This window comes from Pseudoalteromonas sp. SCSIO 43095, from assembly GCF_023650455.1.
Classification (GTDB): domain Bacteria; phylum Pseudomonadota; class Gammaproteobacteria; order Enterobacterales; family Alteromonadaceae; genus Pseudoalteromonas; species Pseudoalteromonas tetraodonis.
Window position 1 is genome coordinate 1,982,332 of record NZ_CP087995.1, and the last position, 16,023, is coordinate 1,998,354.

Annotated in this window: 13 protein-coding genes and 2 pseudogenes; 7 read left to right on the forward strand and 8 right to left on the reverse strand. The window is 40.8% G+C overall.

Translation table 11 applies throughout. The features are described from left to right. Nucleotides 1-113: 113 nt before the first annotated feature. Both LOC50_RS09385 and LOC50_RS09390 read left to right on the forward strand, forming a co-directional pair. Nucleotides 114-746 (forward strand): LysE family translocator, encoded by a 633-nt coding sequence (locus LOC50_RS09385; RefSeq protein WP_036983259.1) that lies wholly within the window; start codon nucleotides 114-116, stop codon nucleotides 744-746. Between the two features lie 15 nt (nucleotides 747-761). Beyond that, nucleotides 762-1,226, forward strand: a complete 465-nt coding sequence (locus tag LOC50_RS09390; protein ID WP_250653102.1) for a methylglyoxal synthase — start codon at nucleotides 762-764, stop codon at nucleotides 1,224-1,226. A gap of 4 nt (nucleotides 1,227-1,230) precedes the next feature. Here LOC50_RS09390 and yegD read toward each other — a convergent pair whose 3' ends face one another. The 7 genes and pseudogenes from yegD to LOC50_RS09425 form a co-directional block, all read right to left on the reverse strand. Further along, nucleotides 1,231-2,595, reverse strand: coding sequence for a molecular chaperone (gene yegD, locus LOC50_RS09395; RefSeq protein ID WP_250653103.1), 1,365 nt, complete (start codon nucleotides 2,593-2,595; stop codon nucleotides 1,231-1,233). 79 nt (nucleotides 2,596-2,674) lie between these two features. Next, nucleotides 2,675-3,517 (reverse strand): DNA ligase, encoded by an 843-nt coding sequence (locus tag LOC50_RS09400; protein WP_250653104.1) that lies wholly within the window; start codon nucleotides 3,515-3,517, stop codon nucleotides 2,675-2,677. Nucleotides 3,518-3,551: 34 nt separating this feature from the next. Beyond that, a pseudogene (locus LOC50_RS09405) lies at nucleotides 3,552-3,965 on the reverse strand (HAD family hydrolase); the annotation flags it as partial. A 322-nt stretch (nucleotides 3,966-4,287) separates the two neighbouring features. Further along, a pseudogene (locus LOC50_RS09410) lies at nucleotides 4,288-4,521 on the reverse strand (HAD family hydrolase); the annotation flags it as partial. An 88-nt stretch (nucleotides 4,522-4,609) separates the two neighbouring features. Further along, on the reverse strand, nucleotides 4,610-4,909 hold the full coding sequence (locus LOC50_RS09415) for a hypothetical protein (RefSeq protein ID WP_250653106.1): 300 nt from the start codon (nucleotides 4,907-4,909) through the stop codon (nucleotides 4,610-4,612). Nucleotides 4,910-5,026: 117 nt separating this feature from the next. Next, nucleotides 5,027-7,294: a TonB-dependent receptor gene (locus tag LOC50_RS09420; RefSeq protein ID WP_250653107.1), complete on the reverse strand. Its 2,268-nt coding sequence runs from the start codon at nucleotides 7,292-7,294 to the stop codon at nucleotides 5,027-5,029. Between the two features lie 350 nt (nucleotides 7,295-7,644). Then, on the reverse strand, nucleotides 7,645-8,517 hold the full coding sequence (locus tag LOC50_RS09425) for a mechanosensitive ion channel family protein (protein ID WP_069440300.1): 873 nt from the start codon (nucleotides 8,515-8,517) through the stop codon (nucleotides 7,645-7,647). A 340-nt stretch (nucleotides 8,518-8,857) separates the two neighbouring features. On the opposite strand from LOC50_RS09425, the gene LOC50_RS09430 reads away from it, so the two are divergent. The 4 genes from LOC50_RS09430 to LOC50_RS09445 all read left to right on the forward strand — a co-directional run bounded on the left by LOC50_RS09430 (nucleotide 8,858) and on the right by LOC50_RS09445 (nucleotide 14,149). Beyond that, nucleotides 8,858-10,993, forward strand: a complete 2,136-nt coding sequence (locus LOC50_RS09430) for a M3 family metallopeptidase (RefSeq protein WP_036983266.1) — start codon at nucleotides 8,858-8,860, stop codon at nucleotides 10,991-10,993. 109 nt (nucleotides 10,994-11,102) lie between these two features. Beyond that, complete coding sequence (locus LOC50_RS09435) at nucleotides 11,103-11,948, forward strand: carboxylate/amino acid/amine transporter (protein ID WP_200882089.1); 846 nt, start codon at nucleotides 11,103-11,105, stop codon at nucleotides 11,946-11,948. Nucleotides 11,949-12,017: 69 nt separating this feature from the next. Then, nucleotides 12,018-13,343 (forward strand): glycerophosphodiester phosphodiesterase family protein, encoded by a 1,326-nt coding sequence (locus LOC50_RS09440; RefSeq protein WP_250653108.1) that lies wholly within the window; start codon nucleotides 12,018-12,020, stop codon nucleotides 13,341-13,343. A gap of 71 nt (nucleotides 13,344-13,414) precedes the next feature. Then, nucleotides 13,415-14,149 carry a dienelactone hydrolase family protein gene (locus LOC50_RS09445; protein WP_250653109.1) on the forward strand — a complete coding sequence of 245 codons (735 nt, stop codon included), beginning with the start codon at nucleotides 13,415-13,417 and terminating at the stop codon, nucleotides 14,147-14,149. 6 nt (nucleotides 14,150-14,155) lie between these two features. Here LOC50_RS09445 and LOC50_RS09450 read toward each other — a convergent pair whose 3' ends face one another. Continuing rightward, nucleotides 14,156-15,073 (reverse strand): LysR family transcriptional regulator, encoded by a 918-nt coding sequence (locus LOC50_RS09450; protein ID WP_036983270.1) that lies wholly within the window; start codon nucleotides 15,071-15,073, stop codon nucleotides 14,156-14,158. Between the two features lie 156 nt (nucleotides 15,074-15,229). Between LOC50_RS09450 and LOC50_RS09455 the strand changes: the two genes are divergently transcribed. Next, nucleotides 15,230-15,913, forward strand: a complete 684-nt coding sequence (locus LOC50_RS09455) for a type 1 glutamine amidotransferase domain-containing protein (RefSeq protein WP_248532209.1) — start codon at nucleotides 15,230-15,232, stop codon at nucleotides 15,911-15,913. Nucleotides 15,914-16,023: the final 110 nt, after the last annotated feature.

Consider the following 16,023-nt stretch of genomic DNA (forward strand, 5'->3'; position numbering starts at 1 on the left):
ACAGGCAATTAGTACTGTAGTTAACACTCTTTACCAAGCGGGCAATATGCCCGCTTTTTATTTTTCTATATGCTTGATAACATTAACCACCAAACCCTTTTTGATTCAGAGCAATGATCAATCCTGATTTTTTACTTTCATTTTTACTCGCCAGCTTTTTAATGGCCGTCGCGCCTGGGCCATCAAACGCGTTCTTAATGGCACAAACATTTGCTAACGGGCGAAAAGCAGGTATGCAAAGTGCTTTTGGCTTTGCCTTAGGTGGCGTAGTACATACATTTTTTGCAGTTATTGGTTTAAGTGCTATTTTAAAAGCCTCTGAAACAGCCTATGCCAGCGTACAATATGCAGGTGCAGCCTATTTATGTTACTTAGGTTTTATGATGCTTAAAGGCACGTTTATGCCACCATCTTGTGAGCAAAGCGATAAACCGCATGTTACAACCAATAAAAACAAAAATGTCATGTTTCATGCTATGATGACAGAAGTGCTTAACCCTAAGGTGGCTTTGTTTTTTATTGCTTTTATCCCACAATTTGTTGACCATAGCTTGTCATCTGCAACCTTTCAGCTGGCGTTTTTTGGGCTACTGTATCCAATCTTTGCTTTTCCGATAGACTGCACGTATATTTATTTCGGCGATAAAATAGCTCAATTTTTTAGAAATCACCCAAATAGCCAGCTCTGGATTGATAGGTTCACAGGCATTGTATTTATTGCCTTGGCTATCAATTTATTACTCTAACTAATAAGAATCAGCATGGATCAAAAAATACAATCTCTACCTGCGCAAAAAAATATAGCCTTAGTAGCACATGACGGCAAAAAAGCCGCGCTTAAGTTATGGTGCGAAAAACATAAGGCCATTCTAAGTAAACACACTTTATATGGCACAGGGACTACTGGGCATTTAATTGAGAAAACAACAGGGCTTGATGTTATTCAATTATTAAGTGGCCCTATGGGCGGCGATCAACAACTCGGGGCGAAAATAGCGGAGCATGAAATACATGTATTAGTCTTTTTTTGGGACCCTTTAGCCTCGCAACCTCATGATCCCGATGTTAAAGCTCTGCTACGTTTAGCTGCTGTGTGGAATATTCCTGTGGCGTGTAATGAAGTGAGTGCCGATATGCTACTTAGCTCACCATTAATGGATGTAGAGCTTGAGCGAACATTGCCAGATTACGAAAAATACCTCGCAACCCGAAAAATACCTCTATAGCAGCTTACTTATAAAGCATGCTGGCCCATTTAGTAAGGCCAGCAGTTACACTACCAAAGTGATCACCGTTCACCATTTTTATGTTACCTAAATGCTCACTCAACGCCGCTTTAATTAATGGAGACTGTGCACTCCCTCCCGTTAAGTAAATCACATCGGGAGTGGTATTCGCATCAGTAATTGCCTGTTTAGCTAAGGTAACAATCTGACTAATGCTATCGTCAACAGCAAGCGCTAAATCAGCGACTGAAATATCTTTGCTTAATGAGTTATCTAAAAAGGCTAAATCACAATTAAAACTATTTGCGGATGTTAATGCAATTTTAGCCGCTTCAGCTTGTTGAACTAATTGGTGACCTTGCTTATTTTGCTGTAAGTGAATAAGTCGTTTATAAAGTTCAGGAGCGCTGACATCGCGTAACTGCGCACTGAGTTCACGATAATGCTGGGCACTATAAAACTGGCTCTGTAAATTCACATCGTTAATTTTACAAGCTTGCCAAAATGCTTGATTAGGTAGTGGTAAACCTGATTTAAACGTACTGCCAAGCCCGAGTAACGGCATTAAACCATGGTAGCTCAAAGCAATATCTAAATCGTTTCCGCCAACACGTTTACCACTATGAGATAAAAAATCACTATCTCGCTGGCTATTTCCTCTAAAGCTTGGCCCCATTTGTACAAATGAGCAGTCACTGGTACCACCGCCAATATCAATCACCAATACTTTTTGGTCTTGCGTTAAATCACTTTCATAATCAATACCAGCGGCGAGTGGCTCATATAAAAACTCAACATCTTTAAAGCCCGCTCGGTTTGCTGCGCGTGTTAGAATACCCACGGCTTGTTGGTTTGACTGCTGACCACCAACCGCTTGAAAATTCACTGGGCGCCCAATAACAGTTTGGCTCAGCGTATACCCTAATGATAATTCAGCACGTTGTTTTATTTTTAAAATCATTGCTGTGGCAATATCTTCAAAAAAATTGATTTGACCTTGCTTTAAGCCCGTTGCGCCAAAAAATGATTTAGGGGATTTTACAAAATAACCTTCTTCAGGAAATTGCACATATTCACTAATCGCCTCACGGCCAATGAATAAGGTGTCGTCGCCGGCTTGTAAGTCTAGGTCTGATTTAATTCGCGGGAGTGTATTAAGTAAGGGTTGGCGCGCGGTTTTATAGGCATGCTCATGCTCTGAGCCCTGCAAATGCTGCGCAACAAAATCAACGACTAAGGCGCTATGATGAGTGTATAAAGTTGATGGAAGATAATGTTTGCCTTGCTCTAAAGGGATAAGCTGAACACGCTCTTCGTTTAAAACACCCATAGCACAATTAGAACTACCATAATCAAAACCAACAAACATAGATCACCAAACATTACCAAAAAGGCCGCGCAATTTAGCATAATTGCTAAAAAATATATACTGAATTGGCCTACACTCTTTATTTTTCGGGTCTTTCTCGCAAAAAGCTAGCAAAACGCGGTAAACCATTTTTAGTGTATCCGTGGTATCGATAAGTGATTGTTGAACCAATGGCTGGCGGACGCTTGCGTTCTTCATCACTAAAGCCCGTGCCAATAGAAAAGGTTACGCCTTGCTTGGTTTGCACTCGCAATGCCCCGAGCATACCAGTGTATTTACCTTTACCTGGTAAATGTTCAATAACTAGCGCTTCAGCATCCAAATAAGGTTTGAGTTTTAACAATGCACTAGAGCGACCACTCGAATGCTTAGCCTCTGCTAAATGAAGCATAACGCCCTCCCCGCCTTGTTTGGTGACCTCATTAAAGTAATCACTTAGTTGTTGATTGTCGCTAAATTGATATTGCTTAACCGCCTTAATATGTGAGCTATTTAACTTAGTAATGAGTGACAGGTAATTTTGATAGCGACGATGAAAAGGCGTGCTTGTATCTGGCATATCAAATACTTGATAAGTCACTGTTTGCCAGAGTAAGTCGTTGGGTATTTTTGTTCTAACAATACCACTGAGAACAGAAAATTGACCCCGCTTGGTCCATAACTCACCGTCTAACCAAACATCAGGCAAAGGGGCGGTAAACCACTTAGGAGGATTAATTGGATTACCTTGGCGGGTAACAAATTGTTTCCCCGTCCATATTGCTCTAACGCCGTCAAACTTTTCACTCACCAAATATTGGCGAATATCGTTATGCTTAGTTTCATCATAAACATCAGCGAGTTGCACTTGTGGCAATTGCGCTAATAAACTCGCACTAAAAAGCGTTAAAAAAATAAATAGGTATCTTTGAATAGTAACCATAACTGCATCCTTGCAAATTTAAATATGGCTTAAACTATAGTTGAGATTGAAGCCATTGCCAAAATTCTTCAAGGTTATGCATTTGCTGTATTGCTTTACTGAAGTCGTGCTGCTCGGTGTGCTTATTAGCAATCGCTACAACGGCTAAGGCTGCATTATTTGCTGCTGTTACGCCAGTAAAGGTATCTTCAACGGCAATCGCATTTTTTGCAGCGACCTTTATATTTTTAAGTGCTAGTAAATAAGGATCACCGGCAGGCTTTGGATTGGTTACATCGTCTTTTGTAACCACCGTATCAAATAAATCATAAAACCCTAATCCTTTTAGTATTGGCTCAGCTTCATGGCGTGCGCTGCCTGTTACTAACGCCATTTTTAAGCCTTGCTCTTTAACCGCGAATAAAATATCTGCAGCATAAGGCATTAAAGGCGGTAAATTGGTTTTAACGTTTGCTAGGGTCTGTTGATCTTTCAAGGTTAAATTTGCAGCAGACTATTTGGTATTTAGGCAAGGCAGAGCCTATGTGGTGTGGTTACTCCCCATAAATAGGCGATAACGCAGCATCAATGCCAAATAGGCGTTGCCCGAAGGGTTCTGCCTAGGGGCGATTAACTCTTTGTTGCTCGGCTTTGACTTATTCTTACATGGATGTAAGCCAGTAGAATAACGCAGGAGCAGTTATCGAGCCCACTAGGTTACAAACCTCGCGCCGCGATTAAATCGCCCCTAGCTTGAACAAATTTAAATCTGCAAAGGTCAACAGACCCTTAAACAAACGGTATTTTTCATCCGCTAAATAGCGACTACTCACAGACAAGTTATGGGTTTGTTTTATTTCCTTTGCAGCGTCAATCGTGGGGCGCCCAGAAAAGCGCTGGCAAAAATCATCTTCGTCATAACGTACACCAAAAGGCGCAAGTAATTGGCTCCAACAGATATAATGCACACTTTCAGAATCAACTAACGTGCCATCCATATCAAATAATACCGCTTCAATAGACATACTTTCTCCTTGTTGTTTAGCTGTTTAGCTAATCAGCCTATGCTCTGAATAATAAAAAAGGTGCCTAAGCACCTTTTAATAATTTGTGTTACTCAGCCAAACCTGCTGGCGGCTCAGCATAAGCGTCTTCGCCGGTGTTTACATCAACTAACTCATAACCTCGGGCTTTGCGCATTACTTTAAGTATCGGCTTTTCGAAGGCGGTTTTTAAGCGCTCAGCATCATCTTTTAACGCATCTAATGTGGTTCCAAATGGTGCTGCCCCCGTTTCTGACCAGTTAGTTACTTTACCATTTAGGTTATATTCCACTTCATGTATTTGATATTGCGCCGCTTCATCTTTGGTTGCTTCACAAAAAATTACACGGTAATTCCAAAATCCAGCCATTACTTTTTCTCTTTAAATAAACGTATAAGCGCTACTTTAGCAGCTCTACAAAAATAGAAAAAGCCTACACATGGTAGGCTTTTGTCATTAAATACAATTTAACGTTAATTTAATCGATTAGAAGAAGTTAACTTTAAATTCAGCACCAATGTAACGCTCTTCGTTAACCATTGCTGTGTTGTTGTTGAAATCAACACCACCAATTGCTTGTTGCTCGTCAAATAGGTTACGCACGAATGCTGATACTTCATATTCGTAGTCGCCTTGCGCCCATGCATAACCGGCACGTAGACCAACTTCAGTTAGTGGCTTACCTTCAAACTCAACTGATTCATATAAGAAAAAGTCAATTTCACTGCGGTACGACACATCAGCGTAAGTGAAGAATTCACCTTCAGCGAGTTCTTTAGTGTAACGAAGTGTGATGTTAGAGATCCACTCTGGTGCATGCGGTAAGCTGTTACCATCTAAGATTGCTTGGCCGCCGTTATTGATAGGATCTGTAACTGTACACTGAGCACACACTGCAACTGATAAGTCTTTGTCTTTTAGCTCGGTTTTATTGTAGCTTAAATTAAACGTTGCATTTAGTTCATCTGTTAACACCCACTCAGAATCAATTTCGAAACCGTAGCCAGTTGTTTTATCAGCATTTAATAAACGGTTAAAGTTAGCACCACCACCTACAGCTGTTAGCTGTTGGTCATCCATAGTGTAATAAAATACGGTTGCGTTAACACGGCCTTGGCCATCTAACACATCAGATTTAATACCTGTCTCAAACGAAGTAACCGTTTCTGAATCTGCAACGGTTACTTCACTACCAAATAAGATACGACCTTGAAGACTTGGTGCGCGGAAACTGTTAGCAATACGGCCATACCAATTTACATCATCGTTGATTTTATAGTTAGCTGATAAATCCCAGCTTACGTGATCATCACTTACATCACGCTCAATAAATAACGGAGCACCTGCCTCACCTGGTAATGGACCAAATGTACGATTTGCTGAGAACTCTTTCTCATCATCTGAATAACGAAGACCCGCGGTTACTTTCAGAGCATCAGTAATGGTGTAATCAATTGAGCCAAACACAGCCCACGCTTTAGTGTCTTGCTGCTGGCTAACAAAACCATTTAATACGCCATTATTGGCTGTATCATAGCTAAAGTTTTCAATTGTTAATGCTTCGTCGAAGTAAAAAACACCCATCTGGTAATTTACATCACCGGCAAAGTTACTTGATAAGCGAAGTTCTTGCGTGTATTGGTCTTGGTCTGGAATACCATCAGCACTTTCTGAAGAAAAAGGAGTAGAACCTGGTCCCGTATAATTAGGAAGATTAGATGTATCCAAACCACCATCGATGTCAGCACGAGAGTAAATTTCTGCACTTTCCCAACCAGAAATTGACGTTACTGTATGATTAGCTAAGTCCCACTCAAGCTTAAGGCTTGCACCTTGCGATTCAACTTGCTGCGTCGCACGAGATGCGGCATCGTGATACACCACGTCATTTTCAAAACCATCAACTAAATCGTTAGTACCAGGTTTGATAGTGTTAGCACGAAAGGCAATTGGAGAGCCATCTAAATCACGAACATGGTAATTAAATAATCCAGTGAAATCGTCACCTTCATATAAAAATTGAATACGGGCTGCTTGTTCAGTGTAACCACCTAAGGCATCTTTTTGCTCAAAACCTGGTGCACGATTATCAATGTAATCGTCTTTATCTTGCCAAAGTACTGAAACACGTGTTGATAAACGATCTGTTAATGAACCACCAACAGCGCCTTCAAAGTCAACAGCACCACGACTACCGTAAGATACAGAACCATAGCCTTCAAATTCTTGGCTTGGTTTTACGGTATCAAATTTAACTAGACCAGCCGGTGTATTACGACCAAATAATGTACCTTGAGGACCACGAAGCACTTCAACACGTGCTACGTCAAATACAGGGAAACCTTTTAAGATTGCGTTTTCTTGTACAATTTCATCAACCACAAGCGACACTGGTTGCGAAGCATTCAAATCGAAATCAGTGTTACCAAGGCCACGTACATAAAAGCGTGGGAATGAACGGCCAAATGAAGATTCAATAGATAAACTTGGGATTTTCGCATTCATAAAACGAATATCCATACCAGCTGAGCTGTAAGCATCTAAGCTATCGCCTTGCAGGGCTGAAACAGCAACAGGCACTTCTTGAGCGTTTTCTACTCGTTTACGAGCAGTAACTTGAATAACTTCTAGTTGGTTCTTCTTAGCAGTAGTTTCTTGCTCAGCAGCTAGGGCTGAAATTGAAGTACCTGCTACGGCAGAGAACAACGTTGCATTAATAAGGGTTGCTAACGTAGATCTTTTCATTGCTTTCATGTCGGGGTTAACCTTTTTAGTGCACTCTTGTTCAACGGTTGATGTGTTGCGCAATTAAATAATTACGGATTCAGTCAATTTTTCGCGACTTGCTCTATGCGGCGCGGACCTTATTACCGAGAGTACAAAAACGGCATAAATAAGGCTGACTGAATGCACGAGATTATACCATGCTGTAATTAATTTACCGCATGCTGAGTGTTAAAAATATAAACTTATTTTTAACACTTAAGCGCACAATCCCGACTTTTAGTGTACTTTTAGCAACTAAATAACCGAAAAGCGGACATATGTCCTTACAATGAGTTGTTAAAAAATATAGAAAAATAACGCGGCACTTTTTTTAAATACTACTTTTTCACTAAAGAACGTGTGAGTGCAATTTCACCGTCAATATGAATATCTCGCTGCGGAAATGCAATAACCACATCGTGTTGTTCAAACACTTCATAAATACTAAAGCGAATATCACTGCGCACTTGTCTTAATCGAGTTTCTGATTCAGCGCAGACCCAAAAAATAGCATTAAAAACTAGCGAGCTGTCGGCAAAGTCATCAAACAATACGGTTGATTGAGGCGTTGCCAGTATTGCCTCATGCTCATCTAATACTTGCTGAATTAACTTTTTTACCAGTAATACATCAGAGCCATAAGCTACGCCTACGCTCACAGATGAGCGCGCATTACCGTCAATAAGCGTCCAGTTGGTAACTGTGTTTTCTAATAACTGGCTATTGGGTATTAGCATATGAACACCGTCGTTCCTGCGAATACGAGTAGAGCGAGTATTAATGGTTTCAACCACCCCTTTTGCAGTGCCAACCTCTAAAAAGTCGCCGATACGGATTGGCCGCTCCCACATTAATATCCAACCGCTAATAAAGTTATTAATAATATTTTGTGCACCGAACCCCACACCAATGGCAATGGCACCCGATACAAAGGCAAATGCGGTTAGTGGAATGTTGAGCACCTCAAGGGAGGTAAAAAGTAAAATCGCAATACTAAAAATGAAATAAAAACGCGTGAATAAATGCACTGCATCTGGGCTCATTTTTCGTGCAAGTAATGACTTTTTAATCAATTTACCAATACGTGTAACCACAAACCACATAGTAAATAAAATCAGTGGGACTTGAATGACTTTAGCAACCGTTATATGTACGTCGTTATAACTAAACAGCACAAAACCTAGTATGTCGTTAATTTGTTCTATATTCATGATTATTCCATATAAAAATAAGCTAGCAGTTAGTAAATCAGTTAATGCTAATAATTGAGTGAGTCTAGCATGTGGTTAAATTAAATAAGTAACAGTCTGTTTAAAATAATGACGGTAAAACAACCGTGATTGCCTCGTGTCGACATGCTTGCATTGACCTTGGGCTAATTTGGGCTGTTTATTGCTACTTTTATCTACTAAAGCTGTTTTTACAATCTAATTTGCGTTTAAATCCTGCTTTAAATCGATAAACTTTGTTGTATATAAGTCAAAATTTGGTAAGTTAACTGTGTTTTCGACTCACTAAGCCTGTTTCGGCTATTTTTTCCATGGAGTTATTATGCGTAAAACACTGATTGCCACTACGATTGCTAGTGCACTTTTATTATCTGCCTGCTCTTCTGAGAGCACTAAAGAAACAACACAAGAAACCGCAGCGCAAGTTCAAGACATTAACGCAAGCAATGTGTTGTTCAAACCAAGTCCACTTCAATACATGGCACCTGAGTTTGATAAGTTTGGTACGACTGAATACGAAGCCGCATTTGATGCAGGTATTGCACAGCACAATGCAGAAATACTGGCAATTGCCAACAACCCAGCGCCAGCCACTTTTGAAAACACCTTAGTTGAAATGGAGCTGGCAGGCGAGCTACTAAACCGCGCATCAGCTGCGTTTTATAACCTATCAGGCCTTATTTCAAACGATGAATACCAACGTATTGATAAAAAAATGGCGCCAGTTTTCTCGGCTCACTCTGATGACATTTATTTAAATGGTGCATTATTTAAACGTGTACAAACGGTATACGACAATAAAGATAAGTTAAGCGCTGAAGATCAACGCCTAGTCGATTTTTACTACAAACAGTTTGTTAAAGCCGGTGCAAAATTAAACGATGCTGAAAAAGCAAAAATGCGTGAAATCAACGCTGAGCTTGCAAAACTATCAACTGAGTTTTCTCAAAACGTATTAAAATCGTTTAAAGAAGATGTCATTTTAGTAACAGATAAAAGCAAATTAGCGGGTTTATCTGAAGGTGAAATTTCCGGTCTTGCAGCCGCTGCTGAAAAAGCAGGTAAAGATGGTTACATGATCACCTTAGTGAACACCACGCAACAACCTATTTTAGCAAGCCTTGAAAATCGCGAACTACGTGAGCAAATTTTTAAAGCATCAACCAATCGTGCTGCTAAAACAAATGGCCCTATCATTATTAAAGAAACTAACCTGCGCGCACAAAAAGCAGAACTGTTAGGCTTTAAAGATTGGGCTTCTTATGTAATGACTTCACGCATGGCGCAAACTACTGATAACGTGTACGGCATTTTAGATGACTTAGCGCCAAAAGCAGTTGAAAAAGCGAAAGCAGAAGCACAAGCAATTCAAAAAGTAATTAATGATTCGGGTGAAAACTTTGAACTTAAACCATGGGATTGGTCTTTCTACGCAGAAAAAGTACGCGCTGAAAAATACGACCTAGATCCAGCATTGGTTAAGCCTTATTTTGAAATGCAGTCGGTTATCCATAACGGCCTGTTCTTCGCTATGGAAAAACTTTACGGTATTACCTTTAAAGAGCGTAAAGACCTGCCGGTTTACCACGATGATGTAATGGCATTTGAAGTATTTAACGCCGATGGCAGCGCCATTGGTTTATTTTACATGGACCCATATGCACGTGAAGGTAAACGTGGCGGTGCATGGATGAGTGCATACGTAAGCCAAAGCGGCTTAAAAGGCACTAAACCTGTTATTTACAACGCACAAAACATTCCAAAGCCGGCTGAAGGCGAGCCAACGCTCATGACGTTTGATGAAGTATCAACTATGTTCCATGAGTTTGGTCATGCGGCACACGGGTTATTCTCTGACGTTAAATACCCAAGCCTAGCAGGTACTGCAACAGCGCGTGACTTTGTTGAATTTCCATCACAAGCACACGAAGATTGGATGATTGAACCAACGGTACTCGCTAACTACGCTAAACATTACAAAACAGGTGAGCCAATTCCTCAAGCATTACTTGATAAAGTACTTGAGTCGCAAAAGTTCAACCAAGGTTTTGGTACCACTGAATATTTAGCAGCAGCACTACTGGATATGGAATGGCACTCATTTGGTTCTGATAAGAAAATAACTGACGTACAGCAGTTTGAAAGTGACGCATTAAAGGCACATGGTATTGATTACTACCCAGTTCCACCGCGTTATAAATCAAACTACTTTAGCCATACGTTTGCAGGTGGTTACTCAGCGGGTTACTACGCCTACCTGTGGACTGAAGTATTTGCAGCCGATGCCTTTGCTCATATGGAAAACAACGGTGGCTTAACGCGCGAAAATGGCGATAAGTTCCGTAAAGAGATCCTATCAAAAGGTAATAGCCGTGACTTAATGCAAAGCTACATTGAGTTTAGAGGCCAAAAACCAACCACTGACGCCCTGCTTAAGCGCCGTGGTTTAGTTGATTAATTAATATTTTTAAGCAACTAATATAAAAGCCCGCTTGCGGGCTTTTATTGTTTATAGAACAATATATAACAGATAAACTGACACCATTACTTAAGACAAGATGAGTGTTATGGGCTATTTATTTGCAGTTACCCTTCTTTGGGCGTTTTCGTTTAGTTTAATTGGTGTGTACTTAGCAGGCCAAGTTGATGCATGGTTTAGTGTGTTAATTCGTGTGGCTTTAGCAGCGTTAGTATTTTTGCCTTTTTTAAAGAAAATCCCCACCCCGCTTGCGTGTAAACTCATGCTGATAGGCGCACTGCAACTGGGGGTTATGTATGGCTTTTATTACCACTCATTTTTGTTTTTAAGTGTGCCAGAGGTGCTGTTATTTACTGTAATGACCCCGCTTTACATTACGCTTTTAAACGATGCGCTAAATAAACAGTTTAATCCGCAGTTTTTTATCGTTGCGTTTATTGCCGTATTAGGCGCTATTACCATTCGTTATGAAAACTTAGACAGTAACTTTTTAGTCGGATTATTACTGGTTCAAGGCGCTAATATTAGTTTTGCCATCGGCCAAGTAACCTACAAACGATTAATGCTTAATAAACAACTCGATGATAAAACCGTATTTGGTTGGTTTTTTATTGGCGCATTAATTGTTGCAAGCGCCTGTTACGCCCTATTTGGCGATCTTAACAAATTACCAAGTACCTCAACTCAATGGGGCATACTTATTTATTTAGGTATTGTGGCCTCTGGTTTAGGCTACTTTATGTGGAATAAAGGCGCGACGCTTGTCAATGTTGGCGCGCTGGCGGTGATGAACAACTTGCTTATTCCTGCCGGTATTATTGTTAATGTGCTTATTTGGAATCGAGACGCAGACCTACTTAGATTAAGCATTGGCGCGGGAGTGATGCTGGTTGCATTAGTGGTAAACCAAATAATGGCTAAATCAGCAAATTAATCACTCTGTAGTGAAATTGTCATTAATAATTAGTAAGGTAGCGTTCACTTTTATTTTTAAGGACAAATAATGAAGCGCATACCTTTTCTAACAACTTTTTTATTATTAAGCTCACTCGCTGGCTGTGATGACGATGTAAAAATAATCGAAAAAGAAGTGGTTGTTACCAACACTGAGGTTGAAATTGTTGAAGTACCTACCCCGGTTATTGTTGAAGTAGCTCAAGGCACTAATTTTCAACTAGGTACTCGCCCAGACTACCTAGTTGACGATATGGCTAGCAGCGCACTAAAAACAAAATTAGAATCGTGCAAGGAAGGTCCTTTTTATCGTACTGATTTTTCTATTGGTCACCGCGGTGCTCCAATGCAATACCCAGAACACACTAAAGAATCTTATATTGCAGCCGCTCGCATGGGAGCAGGTGTTGTCGAATGCGATGTAACCTTTACCAATGATAAAGAGCTAGTATGTCGTCATTCTCAGTGCGACTTGCACACCACCACCAATATTTTAGCCATTCCAACATTGGCTGCTAAATGTAGTGAGCCATTTACTCCAGCAAACTCTAACAGTGACTCGCCTGCTTCAGCTAAATGTTGTACCAGTGATATTAGTTTGGCAGAATTTTTAACTCTTGAGGGTAAGATGGATGGCGCAAACACCAGTGCCACCAATGTTAGCGATTACATGAAAGGTACACCCGGTTGGCGCACTGACTTATACGCCACCTCTGGTACACTCATGACCCACAAACAAAGTATTGCACTCTTTAAAGAGCTGGGAGTAAAAATGACCCCAGAGCTTAAATCCCCTCAAGTGAGTATGCCCTTTAACGGTATGACCCAAACGCAATACGCACAAAAAATGCTGGATGAATACACGCAAATGGAAGTACCCGCCTCGCGAGTGTACCCGCAATCATTTAATTTAGCTGACGTAAAATATTGGATTAACACTAATCCTGAATTTGCAGCGCAGAGTGTCTATTTAGATGGACGCGACAGCAATACAGGGTTTGATCCAAACAACGCAGCAACATGGCAGCCATCTATGGCAGAGCTCGTAAACGACGGCGTTAAAATTATTGCGCCACCCATTTGGATGCTATTAAGCATAGATAACGACAGTAACATTGTCCCCTCACAGTACGCTATTGATGCTAAAGCCGCGGGGCTTAATATCATTGCATGGAGTCTTGAGCGCTCTGGCCCTCTAAATCAAGGCGGCGGTTATTATTATCAGTCAATTAGTGATGTTATAGATAACGATGGCGATATGTTCACTGTGGTTGATGTGTTAGCGCAAGACGTAGGTGTAATGGGTATCTTTTCCGATTGGCCTGCCACCGTAAGCTACTATGCTAGCTGTAATAACATGCCTGCAAGTATTTAGACTTTAAGACGTGTTTATTTTATCGCGCTCAGTTACCATATATTTTATATATTATTTAATTGAGCGCTTTTATGATCATCCAACACCACCATGCTGACTTGCCTACCCCAACGGGGTTAATGCGCACTACAGTTTATCGCCCACACGCTCACGGGCAATTCCCAGCCATTATTTTTTACTCTGAGATTTTTCAGCAAACCGCGCCTATTGCTCGCAGCGCTGCTATTTTAGCAAGCCATGGCTTTGTCGTACTTGTGCCAGAAGTATTTCATGAACTTAACCCTATCGGGACAGTGCTTCCTTATGACGATGCGGGTAAAGATAAAGGCAATAACGATAAATGGGCAAAACCGCTTGAATCCCACGACAGCGATACCCAAGCGTTAATCGACTTTGTACAAACACACGATTACTGTACTGGCTCTGTAGGTGCAATGGGTGTTTGTATTGGTGGGCATTTAGCTTATAGAGCCGCATTAAACCCCGCAATAAAAGCCGCTTTTTGCTTATATGCCACTGATATTCATAGCGACACACTTCCCGCACAAAAAGGGAATAATTCATTTGAACGTATGGCTGATATACAAGGTGAAATCCACTTTATTTGGGGAAAGCAAGACCCCCATGTGCCACAACAAGGTCGCGACAAAATTTATCAACAAGCGGTTAGTACGGGTATTAATTACCAATGGCAAGAAGTGAACGCGCAACATGCCTTTATGCGTGATGAAGGCGAGCGGTACGATGCAGCACTTGCTATCACCATGTATCAGCAAGCCGTTGCTTTGTTTAACCGAGTGCTTTAAGCGCTATTATTTAAGCATGCCTAATGCGGTATGTTGCTTTACAAAATACGCTTTTAAATAATCAATAAACAAACGCAGTTTTTTAGAGCCCGCCGCCCCAGGCGGGAACACCCCATAAAGTTCAATGTCTTTGCTTTTATAATCATCGAGTATAATTTGCAGCAAACCCGCTTGTACTTTTGGCCATGCATCGTAAAGTGGAATACGACCAATACCATGCCCCGCCTCTACAAACGCAGTGCGTGCAGCAGCGTTATTGGTGCTTAAACTACCTTGCATTGTAATATCGACCTTTTTGCCTTCTTTTTGTAAGGTCAGCGTCTTACTGCCTAATTGATAAACCACCCATTGATGCTTTGCCAACTCGTCGGCTGTGGTGGGTTTACCAAAATGCGCAAAATAATCGGGCGCACCACAAATACAGGTACTCATAGTAGTGAGCTTAGTGGCTTGTAAGTTCGAATCGCGCAGTGCAACCCCTCTAATTGCAAAATCAAACCCGTGCTTAATAATATCCACAACGTCATCCGTGAGCTGTAAATCTATATCAATTTTAGGGTACTGACGTTTAAAGGTATTTATTGCCGGTACAATTAACTGCATCCCTACATTTACTGGGCAACTTATTTTTAATAGCCCTTGAGGTTCACTTTTTATATTTTCTATTTGCTGATTAGCGGCATTAGCTTGCTCTGTAATAACACGGCAACGCTCATAATAGGCCATTCCGGCTTCGGTTAACGCCATGGTGCGGGTAGAACGGTTAAGTAGCGTCACTTCGAGCTGTGTTTCTAATTTTTTTAAGTGATAACTCGCTACAGCACGGGTCAGCCCTAATTGTTTTGCCGCTGCAGTTAAGCTGCCCTGCTCTACAATTTGTGCAAATACCACCATACTTTTTAACTGTTCAAACGAGACTTTCATGGGCGCTCCAGTGCGGTTTTAACTTCAACCCTCCAATTGTATCAATTATTGAACCAATTAAGTTAAATTTATCATCGTTGTTTAAAGCTCTCTTAGTGCATATAGTCTTTATCAAGCAAGATTAATTAATTTAAATCATCTTAAGGAATACCTTACATGGCTAAAAAAATACTTATGGTCCTTACATCACATGCAGAGCTTGGTAACACTGGCGAAAAAACTGGTTTTTGGGTAGAAGAATTTGCAGCCCCTTATTACGCATTTATTGATGCAGGTATTGAAGTAACATTGGCTTCTCCAAACGGCGGTCAGCCTCCGATTGACCCAACTAGTACACTTGCTGATTTTCAAACTGAGGCAACCAAACGTTACGATGCAGACAGTGGTGCACAAACACTGATGGCAAATACCAAAGTTTTAAGCGAAGTAAACTCTTCTGATTACGACGCCGTATTTTACCCTGGTGGTCACGGCCCTTTATGGGATTTAGTCGATAACATCGATTCTGTATCGCTCATTGAAAGCTTTATTAAAGAGCAAAAACCAGTCGCTGCCGTGTGTCATGCAAGTGCGGTATTTTTAAATGTTAAAGACGCTGATGGCAATGCATTAGTCGCCGGTAAAAAAGTAACGGGCTTTACTAACAGCGAAGAAGCTGCGGTACAACTTACTGAAATTGTTCCATTTTTAGTTGAAGACGAACTTATCAAAAAAGGTGGCGATTACCAAAAAACCGATGACTGGGGCGTACTTGCTCTAGAAGATGGTTTATTGATCACCGGTCAAAACCCAGCAAGCTCAGAACTTGCAGCTAAAAAGCTATTAACTAAACTAGGTTAATAGCAGCCAACAACTCAAATCAGCACAGCATTTTATGCTGTGCTTTTTTAATTGCTTTTCATTACCTTATACAATTCCTATACTGGCAACACTTTCGGTAAATTAGGATC

What these genes read in the sequence shown, in the direction of transcription:
- LOC50_RS09385 (WP_036983259.1), top strand. Translation starts at nt 114, where the DNA reads ATGATCAATCCTGATTTTTTACTTTCATTTTTACTCGCCAGCTTTTTA.
- LOC50_RS09390 (WP_250653102.1), top strand. Translation starts at nt 762, where the DNA reads ATGGATCAAAAAATACAATCTCTACCTGCGCAAAAAAATATAGCCTTA.
- yegD (WP_250653103.1), bottom strand. Translation starts at nt 2,595, where the DNA reads ATGTTTGTTGGTTTTGATTATGGTAGTTCTAATTGTGCTATGGGTGTT.
- LOC50_RS09400 (WP_250653104.1), bottom strand. Translation starts at nt 3,517, where the DNA reads ATGGTTACTATTCAAAGATACCTATTTATTTTTTTAACGCTTTTTAGT.
- LOC50_RS09415 (WP_250653106.1), bottom strand. Translation starts at nt 4,909, where the DNA reads ATGGCTGGATTTTGGAATTACCGTGTAATTTTTTGTGAAGCAACCAAA.
- LOC50_RS09420 (WP_250653107.1), bottom strand. Translation starts at nt 7,294, where the DNA reads ATGAAAGCAATGAAAAGATCTACGTTAGCAACCCTTATTAATGCAACG.
- LOC50_RS09425 (WP_069440300.1), bottom strand. Translation starts at nt 8,517, where the DNA reads ATGAATATAGAACAAATTAACGACATACTAGGTTTTGTGCTGTTTAGT.
- LOC50_RS09430 (WP_036983266.1), top strand. Translation starts at nt 8,858, where the DNA reads ATGCGTAAAACACTGATTGCCACTACGATTGCTAGTGCACTTTTATTA.
- LOC50_RS09435 (WP_200882089.1), top strand. Translation starts at nt 11,103, where the DNA reads ATGGGCTATTTATTTGCAGTTACCCTTCTTTGGGCGTTTTCGTTTAGT.
- LOC50_RS09440 (WP_250653108.1), top strand. Translation starts at nt 12,018, where the DNA reads ATGAAGCGCATACCTTTTCTAACAACTTTTTTATTATTAAGCTCACTC.
- LOC50_RS09445 (WP_250653109.1), top strand. Translation starts at nt 13,415, where the DNA reads ATGATCATCCAACACCACCATGCTGACTTGCCTACCCCAACGGGGTTA.
- LOC50_RS09450 (WP_036983270.1), bottom strand. Translation starts at nt 15,073, where the DNA reads ATGAAAGTCTCGTTTGAACAGTTAAAAAGTATGGTGGTATTTGCACAA.
- LOC50_RS09455 (WP_248532209.1), top strand. Translation starts at nt 15,230, where the DNA reads ATGGCTAAAAAAATACTTATGGTCCTTACATCACATGCAGAGCTTGGT.